Annotated in this window: 22 protein-coding genes and 1 pseudogene; 3 read left to right on the top strand and 20 right to left on the bottom strand. The window is 52.8% G+C overall.

Annotated elements, in window-relative coordinates:
- Positions 1-101 precede the first annotated feature (101 nt).
- The 18 genes from ABJN86_RS06580 to ABJN86_RS06495 all read right to left on the bottom strand — a co-directional run bounded on the left by ABJN86_RS06580 (position 102) and on the right by ABJN86_RS06495 (position 18,451).
- Positions 102-1,061, bottom strand: a complete 960-nt coding sequence (locus tag ABJN86_RS06580) for an XdhC family protein (protein ID WP_348365683.1) — start codon at positions 1,059-1,061, stop codon at positions 102-104.
- Positions 1,054-1,506, bottom strand: coding sequence for a carbon monoxide dehydrogenase subunit G (locus tag ABJN86_RS06575; RefSeq protein ID WP_348365682.1), 453 nt, complete (start codon positions 1,504-1,506; stop codon positions 1,054-1,056). Before ABJN86_RS06575 ends, ABJN86_RS06580 begins: the two co-directional genes overlap by 8 nt.
- Before the next feature lie 183 nt (positions 1,507-1,689).
- A complete protein-coding gene (locus ABJN86_RS06570; protein ID WP_348365681.1) occupies positions 1,690-2,469 on the bottom strand; it encodes an XdhC family protein in 780 nt (259 codons plus the stop codon).
- Positions 2,466-3,653 (bottom strand): VWA domain-containing protein, encoded by a 1,188-nt coding sequence (locus ABJN86_RS06565; protein ID WP_348365679.1) that lies wholly within the window; start codon positions 3,651-3,653, stop codon positions 2,466-2,468. Before ABJN86_RS06565 ends, ABJN86_RS06570 begins: the two co-directional genes overlap by 4 nt.
- Positions 3,650-4,525 (bottom strand): MoxR family ATPase, encoded by an 876-nt coding sequence (locus tag ABJN86_RS06560; protein WP_348365677.1) that lies wholly within the window; start codon positions 4,523-4,525, stop codon positions 3,650-3,652. The genes ABJN86_RS06565 and ABJN86_RS06560 overlap by 4 nt, the downstream gene beginning before the upstream one ends.
- A 51-nt stretch (positions 4,526-4,576) precedes the next feature.
- Positions 4,577-7,003 (bottom strand): aerobic carbon-monoxide dehydrogenase large subunit, encoded by a 2,427-nt coding sequence (locus ABJN86_RS06555; RefSeq protein ID WP_348365676.1) that lies wholly within the window; start codon positions 7,001-7,003, stop codon positions 4,577-4,579.
- Positions 7,000-7,494, bottom strand: coding sequence for a (2Fe-2S)-binding protein (locus ABJN86_RS06550; protein WP_348365674.1), 495 nt, complete (start codon positions 7,492-7,494; stop codon positions 7,000-7,002). The genes ABJN86_RS06555 and ABJN86_RS06550 overlap by 4 nt, the downstream gene beginning before the upstream one ends.
- Before the next feature lie 13 nt (positions 7,495-7,507).
- The gene (locus tag ABJN86_RS06545; protein WP_348365673.1) at positions 7,508-8,362 is read right to left on the bottom strand and encodes a xanthine dehydrogenase family protein subunit M; all 855 of its coding nucleotides are present in this window, start codon (positions 8,360-8,362) and stop codon (positions 7,508-7,510) included.
- A 135-nt stretch (positions 8,363-8,497) separates the two neighbouring features.
- Entirely contained in the window at positions 8,498-9,604 is a 1,107-nt protein-coding gene (locus tag ABJN86_RS06540) for an MHYT domain-containing protein (RefSeq protein ID WP_348365672.1), read from the bottom strand.
- Positions 9,605-9,896: 292 nt separating this feature from the next.
- Entirely contained in the window at positions 9,897-10,034 is a 138-nt protein-coding gene (gene ccoS, locus ABJN86_RS06535) for a cbb3-type cytochrome oxidase assembly protein CcoS (protein ID WP_348365670.1), read from the bottom strand.
- A complete protein-coding gene (locus ABJN86_RS06530; RefSeq protein WP_348365668.1) occupies positions 10,031-12,148 on the bottom strand; it encodes a heavy metal translocating P-type ATPase in 2,118 nt (705 codons plus the stop codon). The genes ccoS and ABJN86_RS06530 overlap by 4 nt, the downstream gene beginning before the upstream one ends.
- Entirely contained in the window at positions 12,145-12,594 is a 450-nt protein-coding gene (locus tag ABJN86_RS06525) for a FixH family protein (RefSeq protein ID WP_348365667.1), read from the bottom strand. Before ABJN86_RS06525 ends, ABJN86_RS06530 begins: the two co-directional genes overlap by 4 nt.
- Complete coding sequence (gene ccoG / locus ABJN86_RS06520) at positions 12,591-14,018, bottom strand: cytochrome c oxidase accessory protein CcoG (protein ID WP_348365666.1); 1,428 nt, start codon at positions 14,016-14,018, stop codon at positions 12,591-12,593. Before ccoG ends, ABJN86_RS06525 begins: the two co-directional genes overlap by 4 nt.
- Before the next feature lie 153 nt (positions 14,019-14,171).
- Positions 14,172-15,035, bottom strand: a complete 864-nt coding sequence (ccoP, locus tag ABJN86_RS06515; RefSeq protein WP_348365665.1) for a cytochrome-c oxidase, cbb3-type subunit III — start codon at positions 15,033-15,035, stop codon at positions 14,172-14,174.
- Positions 15,028-15,264 (bottom strand): cbb3-type cytochrome c oxidase subunit 3, encoded by a 237-nt coding sequence (locus ABJN86_RS06510; protein ID WP_348365664.1) that lies wholly within the window; start codon positions 15,262-15,264, stop codon positions 15,028-15,030. Before ABJN86_RS06510 ends, ccoP begins: the two co-directional genes overlap by 8 nt.
- Positions 15,265-15,273: 9 nt before the next feature.
- Positions 15,274-15,999: a cytochrome-c oxidase, cbb3-type subunit II gene (gene ccoO, locus ABJN86_RS06505; RefSeq protein ID WP_348365663.1), complete on the bottom strand. Its 726-nt coding sequence runs from the start codon at positions 15,997-15,999 to the stop codon at positions 15,274-15,276.
- 11 nt (positions 16,000-16,010) lie between these two features.
- Positions 16,011-17,612 carry a cytochrome-c oxidase, cbb3-type subunit I gene (gene ccoN, locus ABJN86_RS06500; protein WP_348365661.1) on the bottom strand — a complete coding sequence of 534 codons (1,602 nt, stop codon included), beginning with the start codon at positions 17,610-17,612 and terminating at the stop codon, positions 16,011-16,013.
- Between the two features lie 107 nt (positions 17,613-17,719).
- Positions 17,720-18,451: a Crp/Fnr family transcriptional regulator gene (locus tag ABJN86_RS06495; RefSeq protein WP_348365659.1), complete on the bottom strand. Its 732-nt coding sequence runs from the start codon at positions 18,449-18,451 to the stop codon at positions 17,720-17,722.
- 48 nt (positions 18,452-18,499) lie between these two features.
- Here ABJN86_RS06495 and hemN point away from each other — a divergent pair, with 48 nt between their 5' ends.
- Positions 18,500-19,855 carry an oxygen-independent coproporphyrinogen III oxidase gene (gene hemN, locus ABJN86_RS06490; protein WP_348365657.1) on the top strand — a complete coding sequence of 452 codons (1,356 nt, stop codon included), beginning with the start codon at positions 18,500-18,502 and terminating at the stop codon, positions 19,853-19,855.
- Between the two features lie 213 nt (positions 19,856-20,068).
- Here hemN and ABJN86_RS06485 read toward each other — a convergent pair.
- Together ABJN86_RS06485 and ABJN86_RS06480 are read right to left on the bottom strand one after the other, a co-directional pair.
- Positions 20,069-20,371, bottom strand: a pseudogene (locus ABJN86_RS06485) (amino acid ABC transporter ATP-binding protein); the annotation flags it as partial.
- A gap of 339 nt (positions 20,372-20,710) precedes the next feature.
- Complete coding sequence (locus ABJN86_RS06480; protein ID WP_348365656.1) at positions 20,711-21,157, bottom strand: GNAT family N-acetyltransferase; 447 nt, start codon at positions 21,155-21,157, stop codon at positions 20,711-20,713.
- 1,272 nt (positions 21,158-22,429) lie between these two features.
- On the opposite strand from ABJN86_RS06480, the gene speA reads away from it, so the two are divergent.
- Together speA and ABJN86_RS06470 are read left to right on the top strand one after the other, a co-directional pair.
- Positions 22,430-24,388, top strand: a complete 1,959-nt coding sequence (gene speA, locus ABJN86_RS06475; RefSeq protein WP_348365654.1) for a biosynthetic arginine decarboxylase — start codon at positions 22,430-22,432, stop codon at positions 24,386-24,388.
- Between the two features lie 22 nt (positions 24,389-24,410).
- Positions 24,411-25,616: a saccharopine dehydrogenase family protein gene (locus ABJN86_RS06470; RefSeq protein WP_348365652.1), complete on the top strand. Its 1,206-nt coding sequence runs from the start codon at positions 24,411-24,413 to the stop codon at positions 25,614-25,616.

Here is a 25,616-nt window from a genome sequence, read left to right as displayed (position 1 = left end):
AGACGAGAATATCATCGGGACATTTATTAATGACCTGTCTGTAAGGCAATGAGTACCGAAACGGCAGCCCTGTTCAGCACGCTTTTTAGAATTCTCAAAGGTTACGCAGTACGCACGATCTTCACATCTGGACGGATTTGCTTTTGCTGCTCATACGCAAACGATTGTGCAATTTCGGCCAAGGCCGAGACCGCAATAAAATTCGCGTCCCTCAACGATGGGATCAGGCCAATCGGCCCTCTGACCCTTTGCGCATCTTGGGGCGAAACTCCAAGCTCGAGCAAAGTTTCAATACGGGCTGCGTGGGTCTTCCTACTGCCTAAAGCCCCGATAAATCGCGCAGGTGTCGCAAGTGCTGCTTTCAAAAAATCAGGTTCCCAATCATGGTCGTGAAACAACGTCAGGACAGCGCTGTGTGCATCCAGTTTCAACGCCCCAATATCATTCTGCGAACGCATATGGGTCGGGGCTTGGATGCAAAACGGGAAGACTGCCTTCAGGTCAGCTTCATCCGGCGAATAGGCAAAGACTTCTAATCCCGACGCCTGTGCGATCCGGACTGTAGATCGAAAGATTGCCCCCCTGCCCGCGAGCGTCAAAGACACCTTTGGCTGGTAGCATATGGTCAACGGATCGGCGTAATCCTTGCCATGTGGCTCAAACGTCAACGTGGTCGCCCGGCGATCGCGCAACTTCTCATAAGCCGTAAGCAATGCGGGCACATCCGGATCAGGATCAATCCAAACCGCCAGTGCGCCACCGCATGGCAATATCAGATCACTAAATGGGGACCCTGCCCCGTAGCGCAAAAGCTTCGGTTGCCCTTGCTCAAGGCAACTCAAACCTTGCAGCAAAATATCGCGGTCAATACATCCGTTGGACATATAACCCGTCATAAATCCATCTTCGGAAATTACCGCTAGTGATCCAATATCGCGGGCACTGCCGCCTTTGATGTCGACAGACGTGGCTAGCACAAATCGACGTCCCGTTCTCGCGTAGGCCGCAACCTGCGCGAGAACGTCAACAGCGTGGTCGAGATAGGTGATGGGATCAGCCAACTTTTTCTTCGTCCAACACGGCGGCAAAACTCTTGAAGAATTTCGCGGCCAGTTTCTTCGACGTGCTTTGGATCAAACGGCTCCCCAATTGTGCAAGCTTACCGCTGATTTCAGCCTTAGCGTCATAGGTCAAAATGGTCTGATCTCCATCGGCGACCAAAGTGACATCCGCGCCACCTCTGGCGTTACCGGCAGCACCGCCGTTGCCTTGGCCACTCAATGAGAATTGATCTGGCGCACCGGTTTTATCCAGTTCAACATTGCCGCTGAACTTGGCCTTAACCGGTCCGACCTTGAGAACGATTTTCGCCTCCAGTTCGGTGTCGGAGTGTTGGACAAGCTCATCACACCCGGGGATGCACTGTTTCAGGATTTCAGGGTCATTGAGAGCTTCATAAACGCGCTCTTTGGGGGCATTGATTGTGATTTCGTCTTTAAGTTCCATTGTCTTACCTTCTTAACAACATGGGAATTTTATGGTTGCCAATACGTCAGCTTGATCTGACGTTAACGTCCATTTCTTACGGATCGAACCAATGTAGCTACGTATCGTTTTCATGATATGGCTCCTTTTGTTCTGGTCGATTTGAATGTCGCAGAAGCGACCTGTGGGTTGATCATCGCAGCGCTATCCATTTTGAGCCGCTTTCGCCAAAATCCGCCGTTTGGCCTCAACCAATTCGGCAAGTATCGACAAAGCAATCTCGGCAGGTGTCACCGCGCCGATGTCCAAACCGGAGGGCGCTTTGATCGACGCAACCGCATCTGCATCAAGTCCCGTAGCAACAAGTTTCGTGGACAGCGACGCGAACTTCTTTTTACTTCCAACGAAGGAGACATAATCAGGATCGCTCCCCAAAGCCGACGTTAACGCCGCGATGTCCCCAGTACCTTGCGTCGCGATCACCAAGTAACGTGCACGTCCGTTTTGTTTGGGCTGAAGCACGTCATCCGGCGCGGCATTGACCACTGCCCAACCGAATTGCGGTGCCAATTCAACTAGGCGGACGCCCACATTGGATGTACCGAACACCACCAATTCCGGGGCAGGAAGATAAGGCTCGATGAAAATGTCGATGGATCCCTTTGACGGGCAACCATTGCGTGCGAACCTGATCCCATCCATATCGTCGCCCGCAGCGACCCCTTTTTCCGCCAATTCTTCTTCCGGTGCGACTGAGATCAATTGCGGCTGACCTGTCGCATAGGCCCGCAATGTCGCATCACGCACGGCACCCCGCACGCATCCGCCACCAAGCCAGCCGTCCAGAATAGTCCCATCGTCGTGCAACAAAGCCTTCGCACCAGGTTTCGCAGATGTCGTGCCTGCCGTGCGAACGATCGTCGCGATCGCGAAGCAATCCTCGCCTTCTTGTAGGCCGTGATCGGTGATCTCCCGTGGTGTCATAACCTTGCAAGCTCCGGTTCAAGTGCAGCAAGATCGTTCAGCGTGTTGGCCGCACGGAACAGATCTAGATGTGGAAGCGCGTCAGCCATTGCTTCGGCGACGGGTTCGTAGCCGTCCCACCCTTTCAGCGGGTTAAGCCAAATGATCTTACACCCGCGTTTTTTCAGACGAGCCAAAGCGCTTGAAATCTTGTCTGCCGGCTCGGTGTCGTAGCCATCAGACAGGATCAAAACCACCGTGCGGTTATCCACAAAACGACGGCCATATGTTGCGGCAAACCGATCAAGGCTCGCCCCTATCTTGGAGCCGCCAGCAAAACCATCCGCAAGCAGTGATAACCGCGCCAAGGCCCGTAACGCGTCTTTGTCGCGGAGTGCCTCGGTGATACGCACCAGTCTTGTGTGAAACAGATAGGCGTCGGCACGTGGGTCGGACCGCATAAGTCCAGCCAAGAATGCTAGGAACACACGTGAATACACAGTCATGGATCCCGACACATCGCAAATAGCACTTATCCGAAGCGAGCGCTCAGGGCGGCGGCGTTTCGGCAGAGAGAATGGCTCGCCCCCGGTGGCCAAGCTTTGGCGCATGACTTTGCGAAAGTGAATTTGATCACCTTTCCGCGCAGCTTTGCGGCGACGCGAACGGCGATCACGCAGTGCTGCACCAAGACGCAACGCCACTTTTTCGGCTTCCTCGATATCCTCAGGTTGCACGATATCGCGTAGGTCCTTCTTAAACAGATTGGACACGTCAGTCGCGACCAACTTGCCTTCGCCGTCGCCCTCCGCTTCCCCGTCGCCGCCATCCGGCGCGTTTATGTCGCCCGCGCCACCAGCGACATTTGCCTCTTCCTCGGCATGTCGTGAGGAATGCACATTCTCGTTTTCGGTAGATGACATAGTGGGGGTCACCCGTGTCGCCACGCGTCCGCCGTTCATCCAAAAGCTGTCGAACAACCCGTCGAAGCGCAGGGCTTCCTCGCTGCAACCGGTAAAGACAGATTTCAACGCACGTCTTGTGTCAGTCGGATTTGTGGCATCTATTTGAACAAGCGCGTCCAAGGCCGCCGTCGTCTCTCCCACGCCAAGACGCAATCCATTGTCACGCAAATGCGCAACAAAGCCAGCCATTCGTGCCGCTGGCCCGGGATCGCGAGCTGCAAATTTGGTCACATTGCTCATGCCGCTTTACCTGCCAAACGTTGTGCGATTTCTGTGGAGATCGCATCGCGATCGGTTTGGGTTTTGAGAAGTGTGGTCAATGTCGCCTGCAACACGGCTGGGTCAGTGGTCAAATCAGCAACACCAAGCCCCATCAACGCAGCGGCAAAATCCAGCATCTCGGCGATACCCGGCTTCTTCTCCAGATCCTGTTTACGCAGAGCCTGGACAAAACCGACGATTTGAGCACACAGCCGATCCTCAATCTCTGGGCGGCGAGCCACGAGAATACTAAGTTCGGTTTCGTGATCCGGATACGGAACATGCGCATAAAGGCAGCGGCGGCGCAGAGCATCGCTGAGGTCGCGAGTGCCGTTTGCGGTCAAGATGACGATAGGTCGGGTGGTCGCCGACACAGTTCCCATCTCTGGGATAGTGATTTGAAACTCCGAAAGGACTTCTAACAGGTAGGCTTCAAACTCTTCGTCAGCGCGGTCAATCTCATCGATCAGCAAAACAGGTGCGATGGGCTGGCGGATCGCTTTGAGCAAGGGACGTTCTAGTAAAAATTCATCCGAAAAGATGCGTGCCTCAACCGATTTTCCGGTTTCGCCATCCTCTGACGCCGCGCGGATCGCCAGTAGCTGGCGTTGGTAGTTCCATTCATAAATCGCCTGAGACGCATCAAGCCCCTCGTAGCATTGCAGACGGATCACTTGGGTGTCTTGAACGGCAGCCAACACGCGGGCGACTTCCGTTTTACCCACACCCGCGGCCCCCTCAAGCAGCAATGGCCGCCCAAGCGTCAAAGACAGATGAAGCGCCATAGCCAGATCGCCCGAAGCAATATACCCCTGATCAGCCAAGGCTGTTTGTAATGTCGTCCACGTCATATCAGATCTCCATGTGGGGACGGGCCGCAGATGGCCCGTCCCTTCAAGGCTTTAGTCGTGCAAACCAAGCTGGTTTGCAGTCTGCCAAATGCGCCAATGGTCATGGGGCATGTTGGTGTGACGATTACCGAACGGGCGGAACGCATCTTGCACCGCGTTGGAGAAGCAAGGCACGCCACCTACGTGAGGGCTTTCACCTACACCTTTCGCACCAATGGGGTGGTGCGGCGATGGTGTCACCGTGTAATCCGTATCGTAGTTCGGGATTTCAAATGCCGTAGGCAAGAAGAAGTCCATCAGCGTACCGGTTTTCACGTTGCCCAAGTCATCGTAGGCAATCTCTTGTCCCAAGGCGACGGCGAAGGCTTCTGTCAGGCCCCCGTGGATTTGACCCTCAATAACCATTGGGTTGATCCGCGTACCACAGTCGTCCAGCGCATAGAACTGACGCACATCTGGTACACCGGTGTCCACGTCAACATCCATAACGCAAACATATGCGCCAAACGGATAGGTCATGTTCGGCGGATCGTAGTAGCTGACCGCCTCAAGCCCCGGCTCAACACCTGGGATAGCCTGATTATAGGCAGCGTAAGCGATTTCCTTCATCGTTTTGAATTTCTCAGGCGCGCCTTTCACCACAAAACGGTCCACGTCAAATTCTACGTCGTTGTCGTGGACCTCAAGCAGATAGGCCGCAATCATCTGTGCCTTAGCTCGGATTTTGCGCCCAGCCATCGCCGCTGCCGCACCAGCGACCGGAGTGGAGCGTGACCCATAAGTGCCCAAACCATATGGCGCAGTATCGGTGTCGCCCTCTTCAATGGTGATGCTTTCTGCTGACAGACCAATCTCGGTTGCAAGGATTTGCGCAAACGTCGTCGCGTGCCCCTGCCCTTGTGAAATGGTCCCAAGACGCGCCACCGCGGACCCTGTTGGGTGGATACGAATTTCGCAGCTATCGAACATACCCATCCCAAGGATGTCGCAGTTCTTAACTGGGCCAGCGCCCACGATTTCGGTGAAGAACGACAGCCCAATGCCCATCAGCTTACGCGTTTCGCCTCGCTTGAAGGCCTCGACCCGCTCTGCTTGCTCTTTGCGCAGCCCTTCGTAGTCGACGGCTTTAAGCGCTTTGTCCCAAGCCGTGTGGTAATCACCTGAGTCGTATTCCCAACCCAGCGCTGCTGTGTAAGGGAATTGTTCTTTCTTGATGAAGTTGATCCGGCGCAGCTCTGCCGCGTCCATGTTCAACTCAATAGCTAAGACTTCGATCATACGCTCAATGAAGTAGACCGCCTCGGTCACGCGGAACGAGCAACGGTAAGACACACCACCCGGAGCTTTGTTGGTATAGACCCCGTCGACCCCAAGATAGGCCACTGGAATGTCGTAAGACCCCGTACAGATGTTCATGAAACCCGCAGGGAATTTCGTAGGATCGGCACAAGCGTCAAACGCACCATGGTCAGCCGTCACATGGCAGTGCAAGCCCGTGATTTTGCCGTCTTTGGTGGCGCTGATTTTACCCTTCATCCAATAGTCGCGGGCAAAGGCCGTCGACATCAGGTTTTCCATCCGGTCTTCAACCCATTTCACTGGAACGCCAGTCACGATGGAGGCCACGATAGAGCAGACGTAGCCAGGGTAGACCCCAACCTTGTTACCGAAACCACCGCCGATATCAGGCGCGATAACGCGGATATTGTGCTCTTCGATGCCAGACAGAAGCGACGCAACCGTGCGCACCACGTGCGGCGCTTGAAACGTCCCCCACAGGGTAAGCTTGCCGTTGACCTTGTCCATGGACGCCACCGAACCGCAGGTTTCAAGCGGGCACGGGTGCGTACGGTGGTAATACATTTCTTCTTCAGCGACGACTTCAGCGTTGTCGATCACTTGGTTGGTGGCTTCTTCTTCACCTGCTTCCCACGTAAAAATGTGATTGGGGTGCTTGCGGGGACCGTGGGCACCATTGGGAACTGAACCGTCTTCGGCCACAAGATCCTCGCGCAGCACAACGTCAGACTGCAACGACTTGAACGGATCCACGATCACTTCAAGCTCTTCGTAGTCGACTTCCACTAGCTCCACCGCATCCGCAGCTACATAGCGATCGGAGGCTACAACAAATGCCACCTCTTGGCCTTGGAACAAAACCTTGCCGTCGGCCAATACCATCTGCTTGTCGCCAGCCAGTGTCGGCATCCAGTGCAGCGCCAATGGTTCTAGGTCTTTCGCCGTCAAAACGGCTGTCACGCCGGGCAATGCCATCGCGGCATCTATGTTGATAGACTTAATCCGAGCGTGCGCATAAGGGGACCGCACGAAATCACCGTGCAACATGCCCGGAAGCTTTACATCATCAACGTAGTTGCCCTTACCTTGGGTGAAACGCGCATCCTCGACGCGCTTGCGTGAGCAACCCATACCTTTGAGATTGGCGACCCGTTCTTCGCGAGTAATTTCGTCCTTCATTGCGCCGCCTCCTTAGCTGCATTCACTTCGGCGGCAGCCGAGAGGATGGATTTCACGATATTCTGGTAACCAGTGCAGCGGCAGATATTGCCGGCCATGCCGTAGCGCACCTCCGCCTCGGTTGGGTTCGGGTTTTCCTCAAGAAGTTTCGCCGCGCGGGTAATCATCCCTGGTGTGCAGAAACCGCATTGCAAGCCGTGATGCTCTTTGAAATTCTCTTGTAGAACGTGCAGGGCATCTGGGGTTCCAAGACCCTCAATCGTTGTTACTTCGGCCCCGTTCGCCTGAGCAACAAAGACAGTGCAAGATTTGACAGACTTGCCATTCATGGTGACCGTACAGGCCCCACAGTGAGACGTCTCGCAGCCCACGTGCGGGCCAGTGATGTTGAGCTTTTCTCGTAGTGTGTAGATCAGCAGATCGCGTGGCTCAGCAAGGAATTCGTGGTCCTCGCCATTCACGTTCAATTTGACGTGCATTTTGTTCGACATGTTAAATTCCTCCCTATGTTCGTGACCAAGCGCGCGCGATTGCGCGGCTCAAGACAATTCCTGCGACGTGGCGTTTGAACTCCACCGGTCCGCGGTTGTCTTCTGTTGGGTCAATGTCTTCTTGCATGGCAGCGACGGCGGCCTTCAGGGCAGCGCCCGAGCAATCGGAGCCAACCAATGCCTCCCCTGCGGCTTCCGACAAGATCGGCGTGTCGCTGAGGTTCGTCATCGCAATCGACGCAGATGTAACTTTGCCGCCTTCTGCGGTTATCTGTACGGCTGCAGCAGCCGTTGCATAATCGCCGATTTTACGCTTTTGCTTCTCGTAAGCGTGGGCGCCTTTCGGGATCTTGAAGCTCACGGAGATCAGGACTTCATCATCTTCGCGGTCGGTCATAAAGGCCGCCTCGTAAAAATCACGCGCGGCAACCGTACGTTCGCCATCAGGGCCGAGCAATGTAAACTGCGCATCTAGGCATTGCATCAGGCCAGGCATGTCGTTGGCTGGGTCCCCGTTTGCCACATTGCCACCAACTGTTCCCATGTATCGCACTTGCGGATCAGCAATCTGCGTGGACGCTTCCTTCAAGATCGGCGCAGCCTCTGCCAATGCAGCTGAATTAATCAGCTCGTGTTGCGTGACCATTGCGCCGATGCGGACTGTGTCGCCATCAACGCTGATGCCTTCTAGTTCGGACACGTCTTGAAGGTCGATCAAGTGAGGGATGTCAGCCATCCGCAACTTCATCATCGGGATAAGGCTGTGCCCTCCCGCCATCACGCGTGCATCATCACCATGTTCTTGTAATAGAGCAATTACGCCCTTCATGTCCGCTGGCCTGTAGTATTCAAACGCCGCTGGAATCATTGCTTCGCCTCCCGATCCACAAATGTATGTCAGGAGACCAGACTGTACGCAGTCGTATGCAGTGGCTGCTAAATTGTAGCGAAAAGGGCTGGTTTTCTCACGAAATGCGCCTGGGAGCGCACGAAATGCGAAACCTTAAAAACCAAGAGCGTCGCGAACGGCTTTCAAGTGGGAACGACTTACCGGAACAGGCGGCAAATTCCCCCCCTCAAACCGACACACCCCATTGTCTTTGGTTCGCTCGAAGTGAAGCACCTGCGCGGGGTTCACCAAATAGCTGCGATGCGTCTTCAAGAAGCCGGCCTTCAACAAGCGTTTGCTGGCCTCGGCAATCGGCCACGCGCAAAAGTGCTTTGTGTCCTGCATGTACACATGTGTGTAGTGCCCCTCGGCACGAACAAAGGCCACTTGTTTGGGGTCAATGAACTGCGTGGCACCATCTTTCTCACACGGAATACGGACCGCAATCGGTACTGCACTAGGTGCTGGTACCGGATCTACAGGTTCGGGCACTGTGGCCGTCATCACGGAGGGCACGAAGAAGGTCACACTCATCGACAAAAACGCACCAAAGATAACAAAGCTGGTTAGGATCACGCCAAGCGCCAATACCTCGTTGCTCATCGCTGGGCCGAACTCGTTGAACGATGGCACCGCAACAAAACGCGTCCCCGAAATCGCCACAAAATGCACCGAGCAGACCGCAAACCCAAAGCACAGCGTCCCCAGCAGAATGTTGCGGTTTGTGCGTTGCCCGTAGGCGATCCAAAACGCGGCGATACATAAGCCAATGGCCGAGACCACCGCCAGAAATATACCGCCCGGCGTATAGACCGCTCGGCACAACTGCAGGCCCGCCATCCCAATGTAGTGCATCGCAAGAATGCCCCCACCGACCAAGGCCCCAGCTGCACTTAATGTGACAGGTGTCCGTTCCACAAAGTGCAAGATCAGCAAGGCTGCCCCTACCATCAAGATAGCAAGAAGCGCCGACGCCAATGTGATGGCCGCGTCATAGAAAAACAGGATGGGCATTTGAATGCCAAGCATGGCTACGAAGTGCATAGACCAAATGCCGCCACCCAATGCGATGGAAGCCATAGCGATCGCGCCCTTACGACGCGCGACGCTATGCTTGGAGATATCCTTTGTCAGCGTCAATCCGGTGAAGCCCGCGAGGACTGCAATCACAATCGACGCCGCAATCAGATAGGGGTTATGACCAACTTCTAGAAATTCCATCCCGCCTCGATGCCATTAATCCCTGCGCAAATCAAACACCCCTTCTCTTAGGTTTGTTAAATTTTGCGCGACCAACATGATAATTGCCTCAACAGCTACCCCAGCATCTGTCGACGAGACACGATACTTCGCAATTCAACCTGCACGCCATTGATCAAATGCGCGATCAGCTTTGCCCGATCCGGAAAAGCTGATGAAGATGCTGAATTTATTGGATCTATTTTATGGGCACAGGCGTCAGCTAGAAGCAACATGCTCGGCATCGTCGATCGGAATTAAACGCTATACTAGGTCAGTCATCTAGCAAAATTCGCGCGGCATTCCCTTTGTCGTCGTCATATTGGTCGCTACGCACCGTCCAGACAAAAGCCAACAATCCGATAAACCCCAGAAGCAAAGAAATGGGTATGAGAACAACAAGGACGTTCATTTTGTGTACCTGACACGTTGGGAATTCAACAAAACGGTGATGGAAGACGCAGACATAGCAAGTGCCGCCGCAAGAGGTGTTGCAAGGCCAGCAAGGGCTACCGGGATTGCGATGCAATTGTATACCGCAGCAATTGCAAAATTCTGTTTGGAAAGTTTTCTGGAAAGCCCCGCAACTTTCAAGGCCAGCGGTAGTTCCGCAAAACTGTCGGTCAATATTACCACATCAGACGCGGCGCGCGATGCATCTAGGGCGGATGCGGGTGCCATTGATGCATGCGCCGCAGCAAGAGCTGCCGTGTCATTCAACCCGTCCCCGACCATTAGAACACGGTCCGACTGATCGGACATGGCTTTAACAAGGCGCAGTTTTTCCTCGGACCGGATATTGAATGAAACGGGTAACTCAAGACGCTTACCAAAGGCCATTGCGGGCTCTTGGGCATCTCCTGTTATGATTTCAGCAGGCAAGCGGAGTGTCCTCACTGCATCTTCGGCACCCGCACGCGGACGCTCGACGACATCAATCGGAACAGGCTCCGAATTCCCTGCCCTGAACCCGAGGCCATCAAAATCGGCACCAATCCATGCGCCGCGACCCAAACGCACAGTATCTCCCAGACTTGTCCCGCTGATACCCTGCCCTGCGGCTTCATGAATGTCGGAGACGTCTGCCGCGTCAACACCTCCCAACGCGGTCACCAATCTGCGCGATGTTGGATGATTGGATGCCTGCGCCAAGGCCTTTGCCACTGCACGGTCGGTTTGTCCCATCGCTTCTGGCAGGTTAATGGTTGGGATGCTTAACGTGCCTGTCTTGTCAAAAACCACACGGGTAACTTCGGCTAGCCGTTCTAACGCTGTCGCATGCTTAACCAGATACCCCATCGCAAACAAACGGCTGATGGCGGCTGTTGAAACCGCTGGAACAGCAAGCCCAAGGGCGCAGGGACAAGTGATAATCAGCACCGCAATTGCCACATTCAAGGCGTGCCGAGCATTGCCTGTCGCAAGTACCCATCCGACAAAGGCGATCAAGGCCAACAAATGAACTGCGGGGGCATAAATTTGTGCAGCTCTATCGGCCAGCGCAGTGTAGCTGTTCCGGCTGTTCTCGGCGGTTTCAACCATCTGAGCCATACGGCGAAGGGACGTATCCTCGCCTACGGCTGTCGCTTGAAGGGTTATGGTCGCTCCAACATTAATCTCGCCAGCTTGCAGGGGGGCATTCTGCGTTGCGTTAACTGCAGCTGACTCGCCGGTTAAAAAGGACCGATCCATCAAACCAGTCAACGATAAGAGCACCCCATCCACCGGTACGCGGGCTCCGGTTGGAACCGATATGACATCGCCGACAGCCAAATCAACGACGGGAACTGTTTCGATATTTGCACCCACCACGCGTTGGGCTTTCTGAACTTCCAACGCCGTCAGTTCTTTAGCGGCAGATCGCGCTGCGCTACGCGTGCGGTGATCCATGTAGCGACCGATCAGCAGGAAGAAGGTCAACGACAATGCCGCATCAAAGTAGGCCTGGTGGCCACCGTTTAACGTTTCAAACAACGACATACCCGACGCCAAAAGGATGGCGAGCGAAATGGGGACATCCATATTTAAGCGCCGCACCCGCAGAGCCGCCCATGCGTTCTGAAAAAACGGCTGCCCAGAATACGCGACAACAGGCAGCGCGATTGCTGCCGAGATAAGATGAAACAGATCACGCGTGGCGTCTGCCGCTCCCGACCAAACTGCCACGGACAACATCATGACGTTCATCATCGCAAATCCGGCCACAGCCATACGCGTCAAAAGCGACCGCCCGACAGTATCACGGGCGGTGTTCAAAGCCTCGATATCAAGCGGGTAGGCTTCAAATCCTAGATCTGTAAGTGCGTCTTGGATATGCTCCGGATTGGCAGCCCCCACCACGGTCAGGCGCTTTAGGGATAGATTTACGCGCGCGGAATTCACACCGACAACGTCGCGCAAACCACGCTCAATTTTGCCAATGCAAGCCGCGCAATGGATCGCCGGTATAGAAAACTTCAGACCGGGGCCTATCTCCAGATCCTCCACATCGGGGATCGCAACACAGGCGGGGCATGCGGCCGTCATGATGTCACTCGAACGACAATGCGTTGTTGAAAGAGTGTGCCATCTGTAGCGCGGGCTTTTAGCCTAAGATTCCAATTGCCATCCCCAGCGACCACAGGGGCACGTAATGCTGTGCCGTCAAAGACAAAGTCGGGAGTTTCGTCGAAGGCGACATTTGTCGCTCGGCCAAAAATGGCCTCTTCAATTGCGGGCGCAATGGGTTGGCCATCCTTTAGAATGGTGAGGGTTAACGTATGGCCGTCCAGATAGGCCGATACATCCCAATTCAAAGCCAACTGCGCCGCGCGGTTCGCATCAAACGATTGGCTTGCGACGTAAGAATTGCGCACCTCAAGCCCAGGGAAAGTCGTGATAGATTTATAGGCCAGCGTCAGGTTCACCGCGATAATCACACCAAAGGCCGCAGCAAACCCTGCAAAGACATGCCATCCTTTAATCTCGGTCATTTGCTTTCCTTTCCGTTAAATACCGTCGCTTGGCTGGCGCTATCGCCGCTCTCAACATCTTCAACCCAAAGCCGCAGCGGTGTCGCCGCCTGTCCTGCGGCATCGTCTTGCGGGCGTGCTGTTACATAAACGCGTTGCAAAACCGTGCTGTCCGCGGGCACATCAATAGACAACAGGCGACCTTCGCCTTCCAGTTCGATCCGAAGGATTTCAGCGCTCGTCAAATTCAAGTGGAACTGCCGATCTTCACCTAGCTTGTTGCGCAGACGCACGTCATAGATGTTTCGGATCGCGCCATCTGATTGCAGCACATAGGTTGGGTTTCGGATCGGGCTGACTGTCAATTCGATGTCGCTGCGAATGAACAGTGCATAAACAAGACCCACGCCAATCGCCGACCACATTACCGTGTACAAAATTGTCCGTGGCCGAAGAATGTGTTTCCAAATTGGCCTTGGCTCGGTGCCTGCACGCTCGACGTTTTCGTCGGCTAAAGCGAGGTAATCGATCAAGCCACGCGGCTTGCCGATCTTTGTCATTACATCGTCGCAGGCGTCGATGCACAATCCGCAAGTGATGCATTCCATTTGTTGGCCGTCGCGAATATCGATCCCCATCGGGCAGACATTTACGCATGCCATGCAATCAATACAGTCGCCCTGCGGCGCACCATCTTTGGCCGCTTGTGAATTCTTACGATCTTCACCACGCCAGTCACGATATGCGACCGTGATTGTTTCCGGGTCCATCATGGCTGCCTGAATTCGCGGCCAAGGACACATGTAGATACACACTTGCTCGCGCATGAACCCGCCAAAAAGGAATGTCGTCGCAGTCAGAATTGCAATTGTGATGTAGGCCACGAAATGGGCCTCAAATGTTACCAGATTGGACAAAAGAGATGGCGCATCTGCAAAGTAGAAAACCCAAGCTCCCCCCGTGGCCAAAGAGATGCCAAGCCAGACCAGCCACTTGGTGAGCCTGAGCCGCCATTTGTGTATATTCCATTTGGCGTTCCAAAGCCGGACACGGGCATTACGATCACCCTCGATCCAGCGCTCGACCAATATAAACAGGTCCGTCCAGACCGTTTGTGGGCACGCATATCCACACCAAACCCGCCCCAAAGCGGAGGTAAAAAGGAACAATCCCAGCCCTGCCATAATAAGCAAGCCAGCTACAAAGTAGAACTCATGCGACCAAATTTCGATCCAGAAAAAATAGAACCGATGATGGACCATGTCGATTAACACCGCCTGATCAGGCAGGTTCGGACCACGGTCCCAACGTATCCATGGGGTTAGGTAGTAGATCCCCAAGGTCACAGTCATGATCCACCATTTGAACGTACGAAAAAAACCCTTCACCTTGCGTGGAAAGACGGGTTCTTGAGCGGCATATAAACTTGGAGGTGTGTCTGACATCTATTTGGCTTCCTGTTCGCACTGTCGACATAAAACAACTGCGAAGGTCTTGCCTTGATCTGAATCAAAAATGCTCCGAAACAGCACGTTTTGCGAACAGGGCCATTTCGGAGCAATCAGCCGGCTGGAGAGAAATCCACCGGCCAATCTCGTTTATTCACCGCCGCCTAAGGCGTGAACATAAGCTGACAAAGAACGCACATCTTCTTCGGACAGTCGCTGGCCCCACGCGGGCATGACACCAAAGCGTGCATATTCAACCGTCTCGGTCAGCGATGCACGATCGCCGCCGTAAAGCCAGATTGCGTCTGTAAGATTGGGGGCACCAATGTCTCGGTCACCCTGCGCGTTATCCCCGTGACATACCGCGCAATTGTCGCTGAACAGCAACGCTCCAGTATCAGCCAAAGACGTATCATACTCAGTGCTAGAGAGTGACACGACATATTCGACCGCAGCTGAGATTTCCTCGCTTGTCAGTATTTCCCCAAATGCGGGCATCTCTGACCAATGTGCGTCCGGATCGGTTTCGTTGCGCACACCGTGGCGGACTGTATGCATGATTTCGTTCATGCTACCGCCCCAAAGCCAATCGTTGTCGAGCAGATTGGGATACCCAACCGCACCCGCAGCACCCGACCCATGGCATTGCGAACATTGCGCGAGAAATGCTGAACGCCCACGCGCAATTGCATAGCGGTTCAAACTTGTGTCTTCGGCGATCGTTTCCATGTCGGCAACCACCAATGCGGCCACAAGTTCCGCGTTTTGCTCTTGGTGGGCGGCGATATCCTCGGCGACTTGGTTTCGTGTGGACCACTCCGAAATGCCAGCTGTCGCCCCTGTGACCAGAGGCCAAGCGGGATAGTAAACAGTGTATCCAATTGCCCAGATGATCGACAGGTACAAAGTCCAAAGCCACCAACGCGGTAACGGGTTGTTCAATTCTTGAATGCCGTCCCACGAATGACCGGTAGTCTCGACGCCGGTTTCTTCATCGATCTTTTGATCAGACATCGTCAAACCCTTTCAGCTTTTCCAAAAGACCTACGCACGAGCAGGTTTCGCAAGCACCCGAGCATACCTTCTTGTCGACATCGTTACGCAGAGGGATCATCCTTGCGTCTTCCCGTGCATCACCTTGGCTGGGCAAAAACGCCCAGATGCCCGCACCTACAAAGAAACAGAACATCACAAGCAGAACCCAGCTGTCTGCGACTTCTCGAAGTAATGAGTATGTATCCATCATGGCCTCCTATCGGCTTGCGTCAGGTGTGAAGGTTGAGAAATCAACGAGCGTGCCAAGCATCTGCAAATAGGCAATCAATGCATCCATTTCTGTCAGCGCTGATTGACCGTCAAAGTTGGATACAACCGCACCTGGGTACCGCTCAACCAAACCATCCCAATCCTCGTCAGGATCTGCTTGAACGCGAAAATCAGCGTAGGCTGAAGATATCTGCTCATCTGTATATGGCACGCCTACCAGCTGGTGCGTCGCAAGCAGATCTTCGATGTGTTTACCGTCTATGACAGTGTCTGCAAGGAACGCATATTTGGGCATGATGCTTTCGGGAACAACAGATTGCGGGTTCATCAAATGATCAACGTGCCACGCATCTGAATACCGGCCTCCCACGCGGGCCACGTCAGGCCCTGTACGCTTTGAGCCCCATTGAAACGGGTGGTCATATTGCGATTCAGCTGCCAGCGAGTAGTGCCCATAGCGTTCTACTTCATCCCGCATCGGCCGGATCATCTGGCTGTGACAGGCATAGCAGCCTTCGCGGACGTAGATATCGCGACCAGCCAGTTCCAACGGGGAATAAGGTCGCATTCCTTCAACGTCTTCGATCGTATTCTCAAGCCAGAACAAAGGAGCGATTTCGACGATACCGCCGATTGTCACCACCCCAAGACTGGCCACCAACAACAACGTCGGGCTTTTTTCGAGGATTGCGTGTTTATCAAGAAAGGCCATCTTGGAGGTCCTTATTCAGCAGGAATTGCATTGGGCAGCGGCTTGTCGGCTGGCTTTGCGCCACGAATGGTCATCCACATATTCCAGACCATCACGAGGGCTCCGCTTAAGAACAGGACCCCGCCCAACCCACGCACCACATACATTGGGAACTTTGCGCTGACGGTGTCGGCGAAGCTGTTGACCAAGAAGCCCTGATCATCGACCTCACGCCACATCAAGCCCTCCATAATGCCTGTGACCCACATGGATGCCGCGTATAAAACGATACCGATTGTGGCCAACCAAAAATGCCAACTGATCGCAGACATTGAATGCATCTTTTCGCGGCCCCACAGACGCGGCGTCAGGAAATACAGGCAAGCGAAGGTGATCATGCCGTTCCAACCAAGTGCGCCGGAATGAACGTGCCCGATGGTCCAATCGGTGTAGTGGCTAAGCGCATTCACAGCGCGGATCGACATCATCGGTCCCTCAAATGTGGACATACCGTAGAAGCCAAGTGAGAGGACAAACATCCGCAAGATTGGGTCGGTGCGCAGTTTGTCCCAAGCACCTTGCAGGGTCATCAAACCGTTGATCATGCCACCCCAGCTGGGCATCCATAGAACAATCGAGAACACCATGCCCAAGGTCGAGGCCCAATCAGGCAATGCAGTGTAGTGCAAATGGTGTGGCCCGGCCCAAATATATAGGAAAATCAGTGCCCAAAAGTGAATGATGGACAGTTTGTAACTGTAAACAGGGCGGTTCGCCTGCTTCGGGACGAAGTAGTACATCATCCCAAGGAAACCCGCCGTCAGAAAGAAACCCACCGCGTTGTGGCCATACCACCATTGGGTCATTGCATCCTGTACGCCCGAGAAGACTTGAACGGATTTGCTGCCCCAAATGCTCACCGGAATGGACAGGTTGTTGACAACGTGAAGCATGGCCACGGTGATAATGAATGCAAGGTAGAACCAGTTGGCGACGTAGATATGGCGCTCTTTGCGCTTGAAGATCGTGCCCAAAAATACAGCAAGATAGGATAACCAAACGATGGTGAGCCAGATATCGATATACCATTCCGGCTCGGCGTATTCCTTGGATTGGGTTGCGCCCAAAAGATATCCGGTTGCGGCCAAAACAATGAACAGCTGATATCCCCAGAACACAAACCATGACAGGTTCCCGCCCCATAACCGTACGGCGCTGGTGCGTTGGACGACATAGAAAGACGTCGCGATCAGGGCATTGCCCCCAAACGCAAAAATAACCGCGCTGGTGTGCAGCGGACGAAGGCGACCGAAGTTTGTGAAAGGTTGTCCCCAATCAAAATTCAATGCGGGAAAGGCCAACTGAAATGCGATAAACGTACCGACAAGAAAGCCGGCAGTTCCCCAGAATGCCGTTGCGATCACGCCAGCGCGGATGACACCGTCGAAAAATATCCCATCTTGTTGCGGGACTTTGGTTTCGTCTGTTCGACGCAACACCCAAATGAACATGCCAAATGCAATTATCATGATGAGAAAGGCATGGACTTGATAGGCTAGGTCATGTGCCCAGTTGGTGGCAATCGCGGCGATTAGTGTAATCAGCCCCAATATCGTTAGTTTCAGATAGTCCATAAAATGCCCTCGCAATTGGCCGAGCATCAAATGACGCTCCTGTTCGCAAGGGTGTTTTAGATGGGTTTTCTGGAGGTTCTTTGATCTGTGTCAAGAAACGCTGAATTCTAGACGATCATTCCGCCATCAGCGTCATCGCCTGTTGCCAAGCGCAATGCGAGCAAATCGATGACATCAAGTTGCTTACGGCCTGAGAATGAAATCACACCGTCCTTCTTCAACGCATTCATCTGGCGACTGACGGTTTCAAGCGTAAGACCCAGAAAATTGGCGATTTGGTCGCGTGTCATCGGCATATCCAACGACACCTGGGCCGCGCCATTGTTCAAGGTGCCACGTCGAGCAAGCAGGTCAAGAAACGTCGCTATTTTTTCACGAGCGGTCTTGCGTCCCAACAAGATCATCCAATCTCGCGCAGCATCCAGTTCATCCAATGCCATTTCCATCAGGCGTTGGGCGACATGGGGTGTCTCAACAAGCAATTTTTCAAAGGGTAGACGCTCAAAGCGGCACAAAGTCACATCGGTTGTAGCGGTCACATCAAACTCGACATTTTCCCTACCAGGCCTACCGATGAAATCTGAGGGCAGCAGAAGCCCTACCATCTGCGTACGACCATCTTCCAAAGTTTTGGATAAATTGGCGACGCCAGACACGACAGAGGCCACGAAATCAAGCGGCTCACCACGCCACAAGATAACTTCACCCGCAGAATAGCTGCGATAAGACTTCATCGTTTCAAGTAGCGACAACTCGTCCACCTCGCAGCGCGAGCAAACCGCGCGATGACGAATAGGGCATTCACTACAATTCTCAGACGATAGGTTAAATTTGGACATGTTGATCTGCATCAAATTCTACATTCAAAATACGGTGTACCGAAGGTCATGGAAAACTACGAGACCCTTTCGCGCCATGGCTTGTTTGATGTCAAAGTGCCGCGGTACACGAGCTACCCGCCAGCCAACCACTTTCAACCTGATGTTGGGCACCGATGCCAAAAACCTTGGATCGAAAGCCTAGATCCCGGCGAAGAAGTTTCAATTTATATCCATATTCCTTTCTGCAAGCGCCTATGCTGGTTTTGTGCATGCCGAACCCAAGGAACCAAGACTCTTCGACCAGTCGATGCCTATGTCGCCGTTTTAAAAAAAGAGCTGCGAGCCCTCGCAACCGCCCTACCGGGAGACGTCAAGATGCGCCGGCTACATCTTGGCGGAGGGACGCCCACGATACTTTCGGCTGAAACCATGGCGGATCTTTTATCAACGGTTTTCGACACAATCCCGAAGGCCTCGGAATTTGAGTTTTCGGTAGAGATCGACCCAACCGAAGCAAAGCCCAGCCTTCTTCAAACTCTAATCGAATTCGGAATGAACCGCGCGAGCATCGGCGTGCAAGATTTTGAACCAACCGTGCAAAAGGCCATTGGACGGCTCCAGACGTTAAGCGAAACCAATGATGTTATCGCGTTTTTGCGCAAAAACGGCGTTAAAGCGATCAACCTTGATTTGCTCTACGGGCTTCCGCATCAAACCTCGGACAGCTTCCGAAAAACGCTCGATCATGTTGTTGGTATGGATCCGGACAGGTTGGCAATTTATGGTTATGCGCATGTGCCGTGGATGTCCAAACGCCAAATCCTGATCAAACCAGAGACCTTGCCAGATACAAAAATGCGCTTTGAGCTGGCTTGTTCTGCAGCAGATACATTATGCGTCGTTGGCTTCAATGCAATTGGAATCGATCACTTCGCAAAACCAACCGATAGTCTGTACCTTGCCCATCAACAGGGCAACCTACGTCGCAATTTTCAGGGCTATACAGATGATCAAAGCCAAACCTTGATTGGCCTAGGGGCCTCTGCAATCTCACGGTTTAAAGGCGGGTACGTCCAAAACGCAGTCGCGACATCGGCATATCTTGAGAGAATTCTGGCAACCGGATTTGCAGGTCACAAAGGGTATCAAATGACCGCAAACGATGATTTGGTTGCCGCAATGATCGAAGCGTTGATGTGTCAGTTTAACTTTCCCGTGCAAGATCTTAAGCAAGCGTTCCCTGATCAAGAAGTTATCATCAACCAAACTGCGACAAAGCTTATGACTCGTTACTCAAGCGTCTTCCAATTGGCTCCTAGAGGTCTCGAGATGAGCCCTGGTACGTATCCACTGGCGCGAATTATTGCCAAAGAAATAGACGCATTCGTGAGCACTAAAGACGCACACGCAACAGCCATATAGGGCCGGTTTAAGTTCGCTTTGTTGTCAACGTGCACTCGGCAATTCGTACGGTAAGCTCATCACGCCTGCGGTCCATGAAAGTGACGTCAGAGGAAGCCCCGCGGTTTCAAACTGTTGCCACATCAAGCAATCGTTCTGCTGTTAAGGGCACTCGCCCCTCGTGGGTCAAATTATGACCTGACAGCTTCGATTTACACCTGACGTAGTTCGGGGCTAATGTCCTAAGATCTGACTTATGAATAGTTTAGTGCGCTCGTTTTCTGGGTTCTCGAAAAACAACTCAGGTGTTATTTCTCTGACGAGTTGGCCTTGATCTATGAAAACGACCCGATCAGCAACTTGACGGGCAAATCCCATTTCATGGGTAACACAAAGCATCGTGATACCTTCCTCGGCAAGAACGATCAACGTGTCTAAAACCTCTTTGATCATTTCTGAATCAAGCGCAGATGGCGGCTCATCGAACAGCATAATCCGAGGCTTCATATCCAAAGAGCGGGCGACTACGACGCGTTCTTACTGATAGGGCCATTTCAAAAACACCACATTCAATACCCCTCAAGGAACAAATACAGACATCATCGAAATAAACTCAAGAGAACCGTCAAAGCGATTTATCGCCATATAACAGAGAAAAAGGCCGCCCAAGACGACCCATTCAAAACGTGTATACATGTGTGGAGCGACACATAGATCTTCCTTTTTCAGATTGCTAAGTCATTGACTTTGAAACATCGGGGAAACGCGCTACGCACCAGTCTTATTATTTGCGACTCATAGATTTACCTTTTTTACGAAAGCCGCCGTTCGTGCAAAATGCCGCGAAGGGCTCCTTCGAGCCCAGACCTACATAAGTCAGGAGTTCAGTTGATAGGTAACCCAATTACTCTTTGTCCCATGTCGATCATAAACTGACCTTGCCCGGTAGTTGGTTTCGGAGGTCATCCATCGAACGATGTCCCAACCTTGTTCTTTGGCATAAGCGCCGACTGCCTCAATCATTTTATCAACTACACCTTGCCCGCGAGAAGAAGCGGCTACAAACATATCGTCGATGTAAGCACCTTTGGTAGCTGGCATCGGACGCTCGAATGATCTAAAATGAACGAAACCAACTATTTTACCTTGGTCATTCTCTACGACGAAGCATAGAGTTTGAGCTGACTGATCATGTATCCAGCCCCAAACGCGATCCCTCATCTCGGGTGTCTGTTCGTCTCCGCCAAATTTGCAATATGCCTCGAATAGGATATCCCATTCATCGCGATCTTGTTCTGCAACCTGTCGAATTATCACTGCCATTTTTAAACCCAATCATCCTCTAAAATGGTAGTTTCTGATATCCTCCGACCGGTCGCAAGCGACAAGATTCTGAACGGCAACAAAGTCCGGCGCACCAAGAAACCAAAGGCCGCTCTCGTCAAACTTTTACAACTCAAGACGGAAAACGCCAAATACAACGAACCATGAACATCTACTAACGGGTGTGATGTAAAGCGCCTTCAGGTTGATCAACTACCTCTTATGCCCAGCTGCGCGTAAAGATCGTTCCATCACCCAAAGTGTTTCTAACATTGCGCCCTCCGGCAATCGCAAACCTTACGTCAGTGTCAGCGTACGGGCCATGTGCTCTATCTCCGTATTTCGCGAACCATAAAGGCACCAATCATTAATTGTCGTTTGATCTGGATAACCTCCATTCTTCTTTTTATCCTCATCCACGTTCTGTCCTTCCTTCGTCATTCCAGCTATTCTCAAATCTTAATTTCGGCCTTGAGGCATTGTCAGCCCTGCCTTGCGTACCCCCCCTCAAGACCCTGACGTTCATAATACCAACTTACACCTGAAGGCATCTCTAACGGACAAACTGAGGTGCCCCTAGGTTTTTAGACGCTTTGTGTGATGCTCTTCGGCAGGGGAAAGACATTGAGGCTGCAGATCAACTGCAGATGAGTTAAACTTGGCGATGGAGCGGTTGCTGTATAGCGTGGCGCAAATCATATCCAATTGAAACACTCAGATATAAGAATGCGCCCTGATGTTCTTTTTGTCAGAGATCAGCTCTCTGACCACACCATCGTCTTGAAATCTTCTCAGAAGGCAAAGCGTGCCAGATGCGTGTCGAGCATCTGTTGGGTTGATAGAGCGTCGGAACCGTCGTTGAGTGTTATCTTGATGCCTAGGATTGTAGTGTTCGCCTCAAAGTAAATGGGATCGAATCCCAACGCAGCGGATCCGTATACTTCATCACAATTGGTCTCCACCTTGTGGGCGAAATGTTTGCAAAGCTGTTGCAATTACTTTGATGCGTTTGGTGTTTTGAAAGTGCGGATCAGTGTAGTTTTCATATAATTCTGATTATTTTTATCAGAATTATATAGTGAATGCCTTTCCGCAACCCGTTTGTTTCTAGCCTAACCCCATAGGAGGATGATCGCCACCATGCCACACAGCGCACATCAGCCCTTGCATCGGTGAAAATTGCGCCCTATCCAGGAGCCAATCGCCCGGTAGGCTATGCGGATCTTACGTCCAAATCGCCCGTCCCAGCCACAACTCATGGTGGAGAGCGGTATGAATATTCCCTTTAAAGATTTGGGCGCTGGCTCAAAGGTTGATGCCCCTAAGGCAACCACTGAGGGTGGGGTAGATATACGATTTAGCGACATCTATGGCCTACTGAACTGGAGTGATGATCTTTTGTCTGTGGCGGACAATGGCGACTTATGTTTGTGCAATCCAATTGGTGATACGCCGCCTGTGTCCATGCCACAAATCATGGATGCTTTGGCGCAGCGCGGAATTTCTGCGCCGATCCAGTTGCGTGTGCAGCCGTTTTTGGATCGTGCCCTTGCGCGATTACATGACGCGTTTGAAACCGCTTTTCGTGATATCCAGTATCAGGGCGCTTATCGGGGTGTCTTTCCGGTCAAAGTCAACCAGCAGTCTGAGGTTGTTGCGCGGTTGACCGAAGCAGGCCACGCCTATCATTTTGGGTTAGAGGTAGGATCAAAGCCGGAACTGTTGATTGCCCTGTCCCAATCCATGTCACCCGAGGCCTTGTTGATTTGCAACGGTGCCAAGGACGAGGCCTTTGTTCATCTGGCAATCCTGTCCCAGAAACTGGGATTCAATACGATCATTGTGTTGGAAAGCTTGCATGAGTTTGAAATCGTACATCGTATTTCGCAGCAACTAGATGTGCGTCCGATGTTGGGCGTGCGGATCAAGTTGACGGAAACCGTGACGGGCAAATGGCAGGACTCATCAGGGGATCGTTCTGTGTTCGGCCTGGGCCCGCTGGATGTCGTGCAACTGATGAGCCGCCTGCAAGAAACCAAGATGATGGATTGTCTTGTTTTGCAACACACCCACCTGGGATCGCAGGTGCCCAACATCATGGATGTACGGCGTGCGACGACCGAAGCCAGCCGGTTCTACACGGAACTTAGTCGGCTGGGTGCGCCGTTGCGCTATCTTGATCTGGGCGGCGGTCTTGGCATTGATTACACTGGCGAACGCCGTTCTGATGACAATTCGGTCAACTATACAGTCTATGAATATTGCGCCAATATGGTTGAAACCGTGCGTTATGCGATGGACGATGCTGGGGTAGGCCATCCAACAATCGTGACCGAAAGCGGACGGTTTGTCGTAGCGCAATCGGCGATTTTTGTGTTCAATATTCTGGACGCCACGCTTTACGATAAATCCGACAAACCTGCCGTGGAAGCCGGCGATCACCATCTCTTGTCGGATCTGTTAGCTGTCGAAGGCTATATCGTGGGTCACCGCCTGCAAGAGGCCTTCAATGACGCGATTTATTACCGCGATGAAATCCGCGCCCTGTTCCGGCGCGGTCAGATTGAATTGCCGTTGCTGGCCCGGGCAGAGCAGGCATTTTTGTATCTTCTGTCCCGCTTCAAGATTGAAGCCCGCAAGCCCGAACACGCTGGCCAGGTCGATGAAGAACTGACTGGCTTTGTGGATCATTATCACGGGAATTTCTCACTGTTCCAATCATTGCCGGATGTCTGGGCCATCGATCAACTGCACCCAATCATACCGCTACAACGACTAGATGAAAACCCTAACCGCAATGCCGTGTTGTCCGACATCACGTGCGACAGTGACGGGAAAATTGATCAGTTTGTCCTTGCTGATGGGATGGTCGGTGCCTTGCCGGTACACCCGCTGAAGAAGGAGGAGGATTATTACATCGGGGTCTTCTTTGTGGGTGCCTATCAGGAAACCTTGGGCGACTTGCACAATCTATTTGGTGACCCCAACGTTGTGACCATATCACTTAATGGCAAAGGTGGGTTTGACATCGAAAATGAAATCGAAGGCGACACGATCGCGCAGGTGTTGTCCTACGTCGAGTATGACCCCAACGACTGCCTGACGACGTTCCGCAAAACGGTAGAGCGGGCGGTGAAGGCGGGACGGGTCAATGCCACCGAGCGGCGTACAATGATAGCAGCCTACAAAGATAGTTTGGCTGGTTCGACTTACTTTGGCGCGGATAACTAGATCGAGATAAAGGATCAAAATAATGGAAAAAGTTCTAGTTATTGGGGCGGGCGGCGTGGGCGCCGTGGCTGTTGTCAAAATGGCGATGCACCCTGAAATCTTCAAAGACATTACTCTGGCCAGTCGCACCCTGTCCAAATGTGATGAGATTGCGCAGAACGTCGAAAAACGGACCGGTGTTGTAATCAAGACCGCGCAGATTGACGCAATGGATGTGACGGCTACCGCTGCGTTGATCCGCGAAACCGGCGTAGAACTGGTGGTGAACCTTGCCTTGCCCTTTCAAGATTTGGTCCTGATGGATGCCTGTCTTGAGGCTGGCGTGCATTATCTGGACACCGCCAATTACGAACCCGAAGATGAGGCGAAATTCGAATATCATTGGCAATGGGCCTATCAGAACCGGTTCAGGCAAGCGGGTCTGACAGCCGTTCTTGGTTCGGGCTTTGATCCGGGCGTAACCTCCATTTTTGCGACGTGGATTCGCAAACATAAGTTGGATGGTATTCGCTTGATCGACGTCTTGGATTGCAACGGTGGTGACAATGGCAAAGCATTTGCCACTAACTTCAACCCTGAAATCAACATTCGCGAAGTCACAGCCGTCGCCCGTCATTGGGAAAGTGGCGATTGGATCGAAACCCATGCCATGGCTCGCAAGGTCGCGTTCGACTTTCCCGCTGTGGGCGAAAAGAACATGTATCTGATGTATCATGAGGAACTGGAGAGCCTCAAAACTCACTTTCCCGAGATCGAGCGCGCCCGGTTCTGGATGACCTTTGGTGATGCTTACATCAACCATGTCACCGTATTGCAGAACATCGGCATGACCGGGATTGATCCGGTCATCTATGAAGGCAAAGAGATTATTCCGCTGCGGTTCCTCAAAGAAGTGCTACCTGATCCTAGTGATCTGGGCGCGCTGACTAAGGGCAAGACCTGCATCGGTGATATTATCACAGGTCCTGCTGGCGACGGTGAGAAAACCTATTACATCTACAACATCTGCGATCATAAGGAATGCTACGCCGAGGTGGGCAGTCAAGCAGTGGCCTATACCACCGGTGTGCCTGCGATGATCGGTGCGGCGATGATGATGACAGGGACTTGGCTTGAATCCGGCGTCTGGAACACCGAACAGTTAGACCCGGACCCCTTCATGGAGATGCTCAACAGCGATGGCCTGCCCTGGCAGGTCGTTGAACTTGACGGCCATCCGGAGTTCTAA

The sequence above is a fragment of the Litoreibacter sp. genome (genome assembly GCF_039974535.1).
In the GTDB taxonomy this organism is placed as follows: Bacteria; Pseudomonadota; Alphaproteobacteria; order Rhodobacterales; family Rhodobacteraceae; genus Litoreibacter.
Note: the sequence above shows the minus strand (reverse complement) of the source record. Positions and strands in the feature narration are given on the sequence as shown.

Excerpts from the sequence above, each read along its gene's own strand:
- ABJN86_RS06575 (WP_348365682.1), bottom strand. The coding sequence starts at position 1,506 with ATGGAACTTAAAGACGAAATCACAATCAATGCCCCCAAAGAGCGCGTT.
- ABJN86_RS06570 (WP_348365681.1), bottom strand. The coding sequence starts at position 2,469 with ATGACACCACGGGAGATCACCGATCACGGCCTACAAGAAGGCGAGGAT.
- ABJN86_RS06565 (WP_348365679.1), bottom strand. The coding sequence starts at position 3,653 with ATGAGCAATGTGACCAAATTTGCAGCTCGCGATCCCGGGCCAGCGGCA.
- ABJN86_RS06560 (WP_348365677.1), bottom strand. The coding sequence starts at position 4,525 with ATGACGTGGACGACATTACAAACAGCCTTGGCTGATCAGGGGTATATT.
- ABJN86_RS06555 (WP_348365676.1), bottom strand. The coding sequence starts at position 7,003 with ATGAAGGACGAAATTACTCGCGAAGAACGGGTCGCCAATCTCAAAGGT.
- ABJN86_RS06550 (WP_348365674.1), bottom strand. The coding sequence starts at position 7,494 with ATGTCGAACAAAATGCACGTCAAATTGAACGTGAATGGCGAGGACCAC.
- ABJN86_RS06545 (WP_348365673.1), bottom strand. The coding sequence starts at position 8,362 with ATGATTCCAGCGGCGTTTGAATACTACAGGCCAGCGGACATGAAGGGC.
- ABJN86_RS06540 (WP_348365672.1), bottom strand. The coding sequence starts at position 9,604 with ATGGAATTTCTAGAAGTTGGTCATAACCCCTATCTGATTGCGGCGTCG.
- ccoS (WP_348365670.1), bottom strand. The coding sequence starts at position 10,034 with ATGAACGTCCTTGTTGTTCTCATACCCATTTCTTTGCTTCTGGGGTTT.
- ABJN86_RS06530 (WP_348365668.1), bottom strand. The coding sequence starts at position 12,148 with ATGACGGCCGCATGCCCCGCCTGTGTTGCGATCCCCGATGTGGAGGAT.
- ABJN86_RS06525 (WP_348365667.1), bottom strand. The coding sequence starts at position 12,594 with ATGACCGAGATTAAAGGATGGCATGTCTTTGCAGGGTTTGCTGCGGCC.
- ccoG (WP_348365666.1), bottom strand. The coding sequence starts at position 14,018 with ATGTCAGACACACCTCCAAGTTTATATGCCGCTCAAGAACCCGTCTTT.
- ccoP (WP_348365665.1), bottom strand. The coding sequence starts at position 15,035 with ATGTCTGATCAAAAGATCGATGAAGAAACCGGCGTCGAGACTACCGGT.
- ABJN86_RS06510 (WP_348365664.1), bottom strand. The coding sequence starts at position 15,264 with ATGGATACATACTCATTACTTCGAGAAGTCGCAGACAGCTGGGTTCTG.
- ccoO (WP_348365663.1), bottom strand. The coding sequence starts at position 15,999 with ATGGCCTTTCTTGATAAACACGCAATCCTCGAAAAAAGCCCGACGTTG.
- ccoN (WP_348365661.1), bottom strand. The coding sequence starts at position 17,612 with ATGGACTATCTGAAACTAACGATATTGGGGCTGATTACACTAATCGCC.
- ABJN86_RS06495 (WP_348365659.1), bottom strand. The coding sequence starts at position 18,451 with ATGTCCAAATTTAACCTATCGTCTGAGAATTGTAGTGAATGCCCTATT.
- hemN (WP_348365657.1), top strand. The coding sequence starts at position 18,500 with ATGGAAAACTACGAGACCCTTTCGCGCCATGGCTTGTTTGATGTCAAA.
- ABJN86_RS06480 (WP_348365656.1), bottom strand. The coding sequence starts at position 21,157 with ATGGCAGTGATAATTCGACAGGTTGCAGAACAAGATCGCGATGAATGG.
- speA (WP_348365654.1), top strand. The coding sequence starts at position 22,430 with ATGAATATTCCCTTTAAAGATTTGGGCGCTGGCTCAAAGGTTGATGCC.
- ABJN86_RS06470 (WP_348365652.1), top strand. The coding sequence starts at position 24,411 with ATGGAAAAAGTTCTAGTTATTGGGGCGGGCGGCGTGGGCGCCGTGGCT.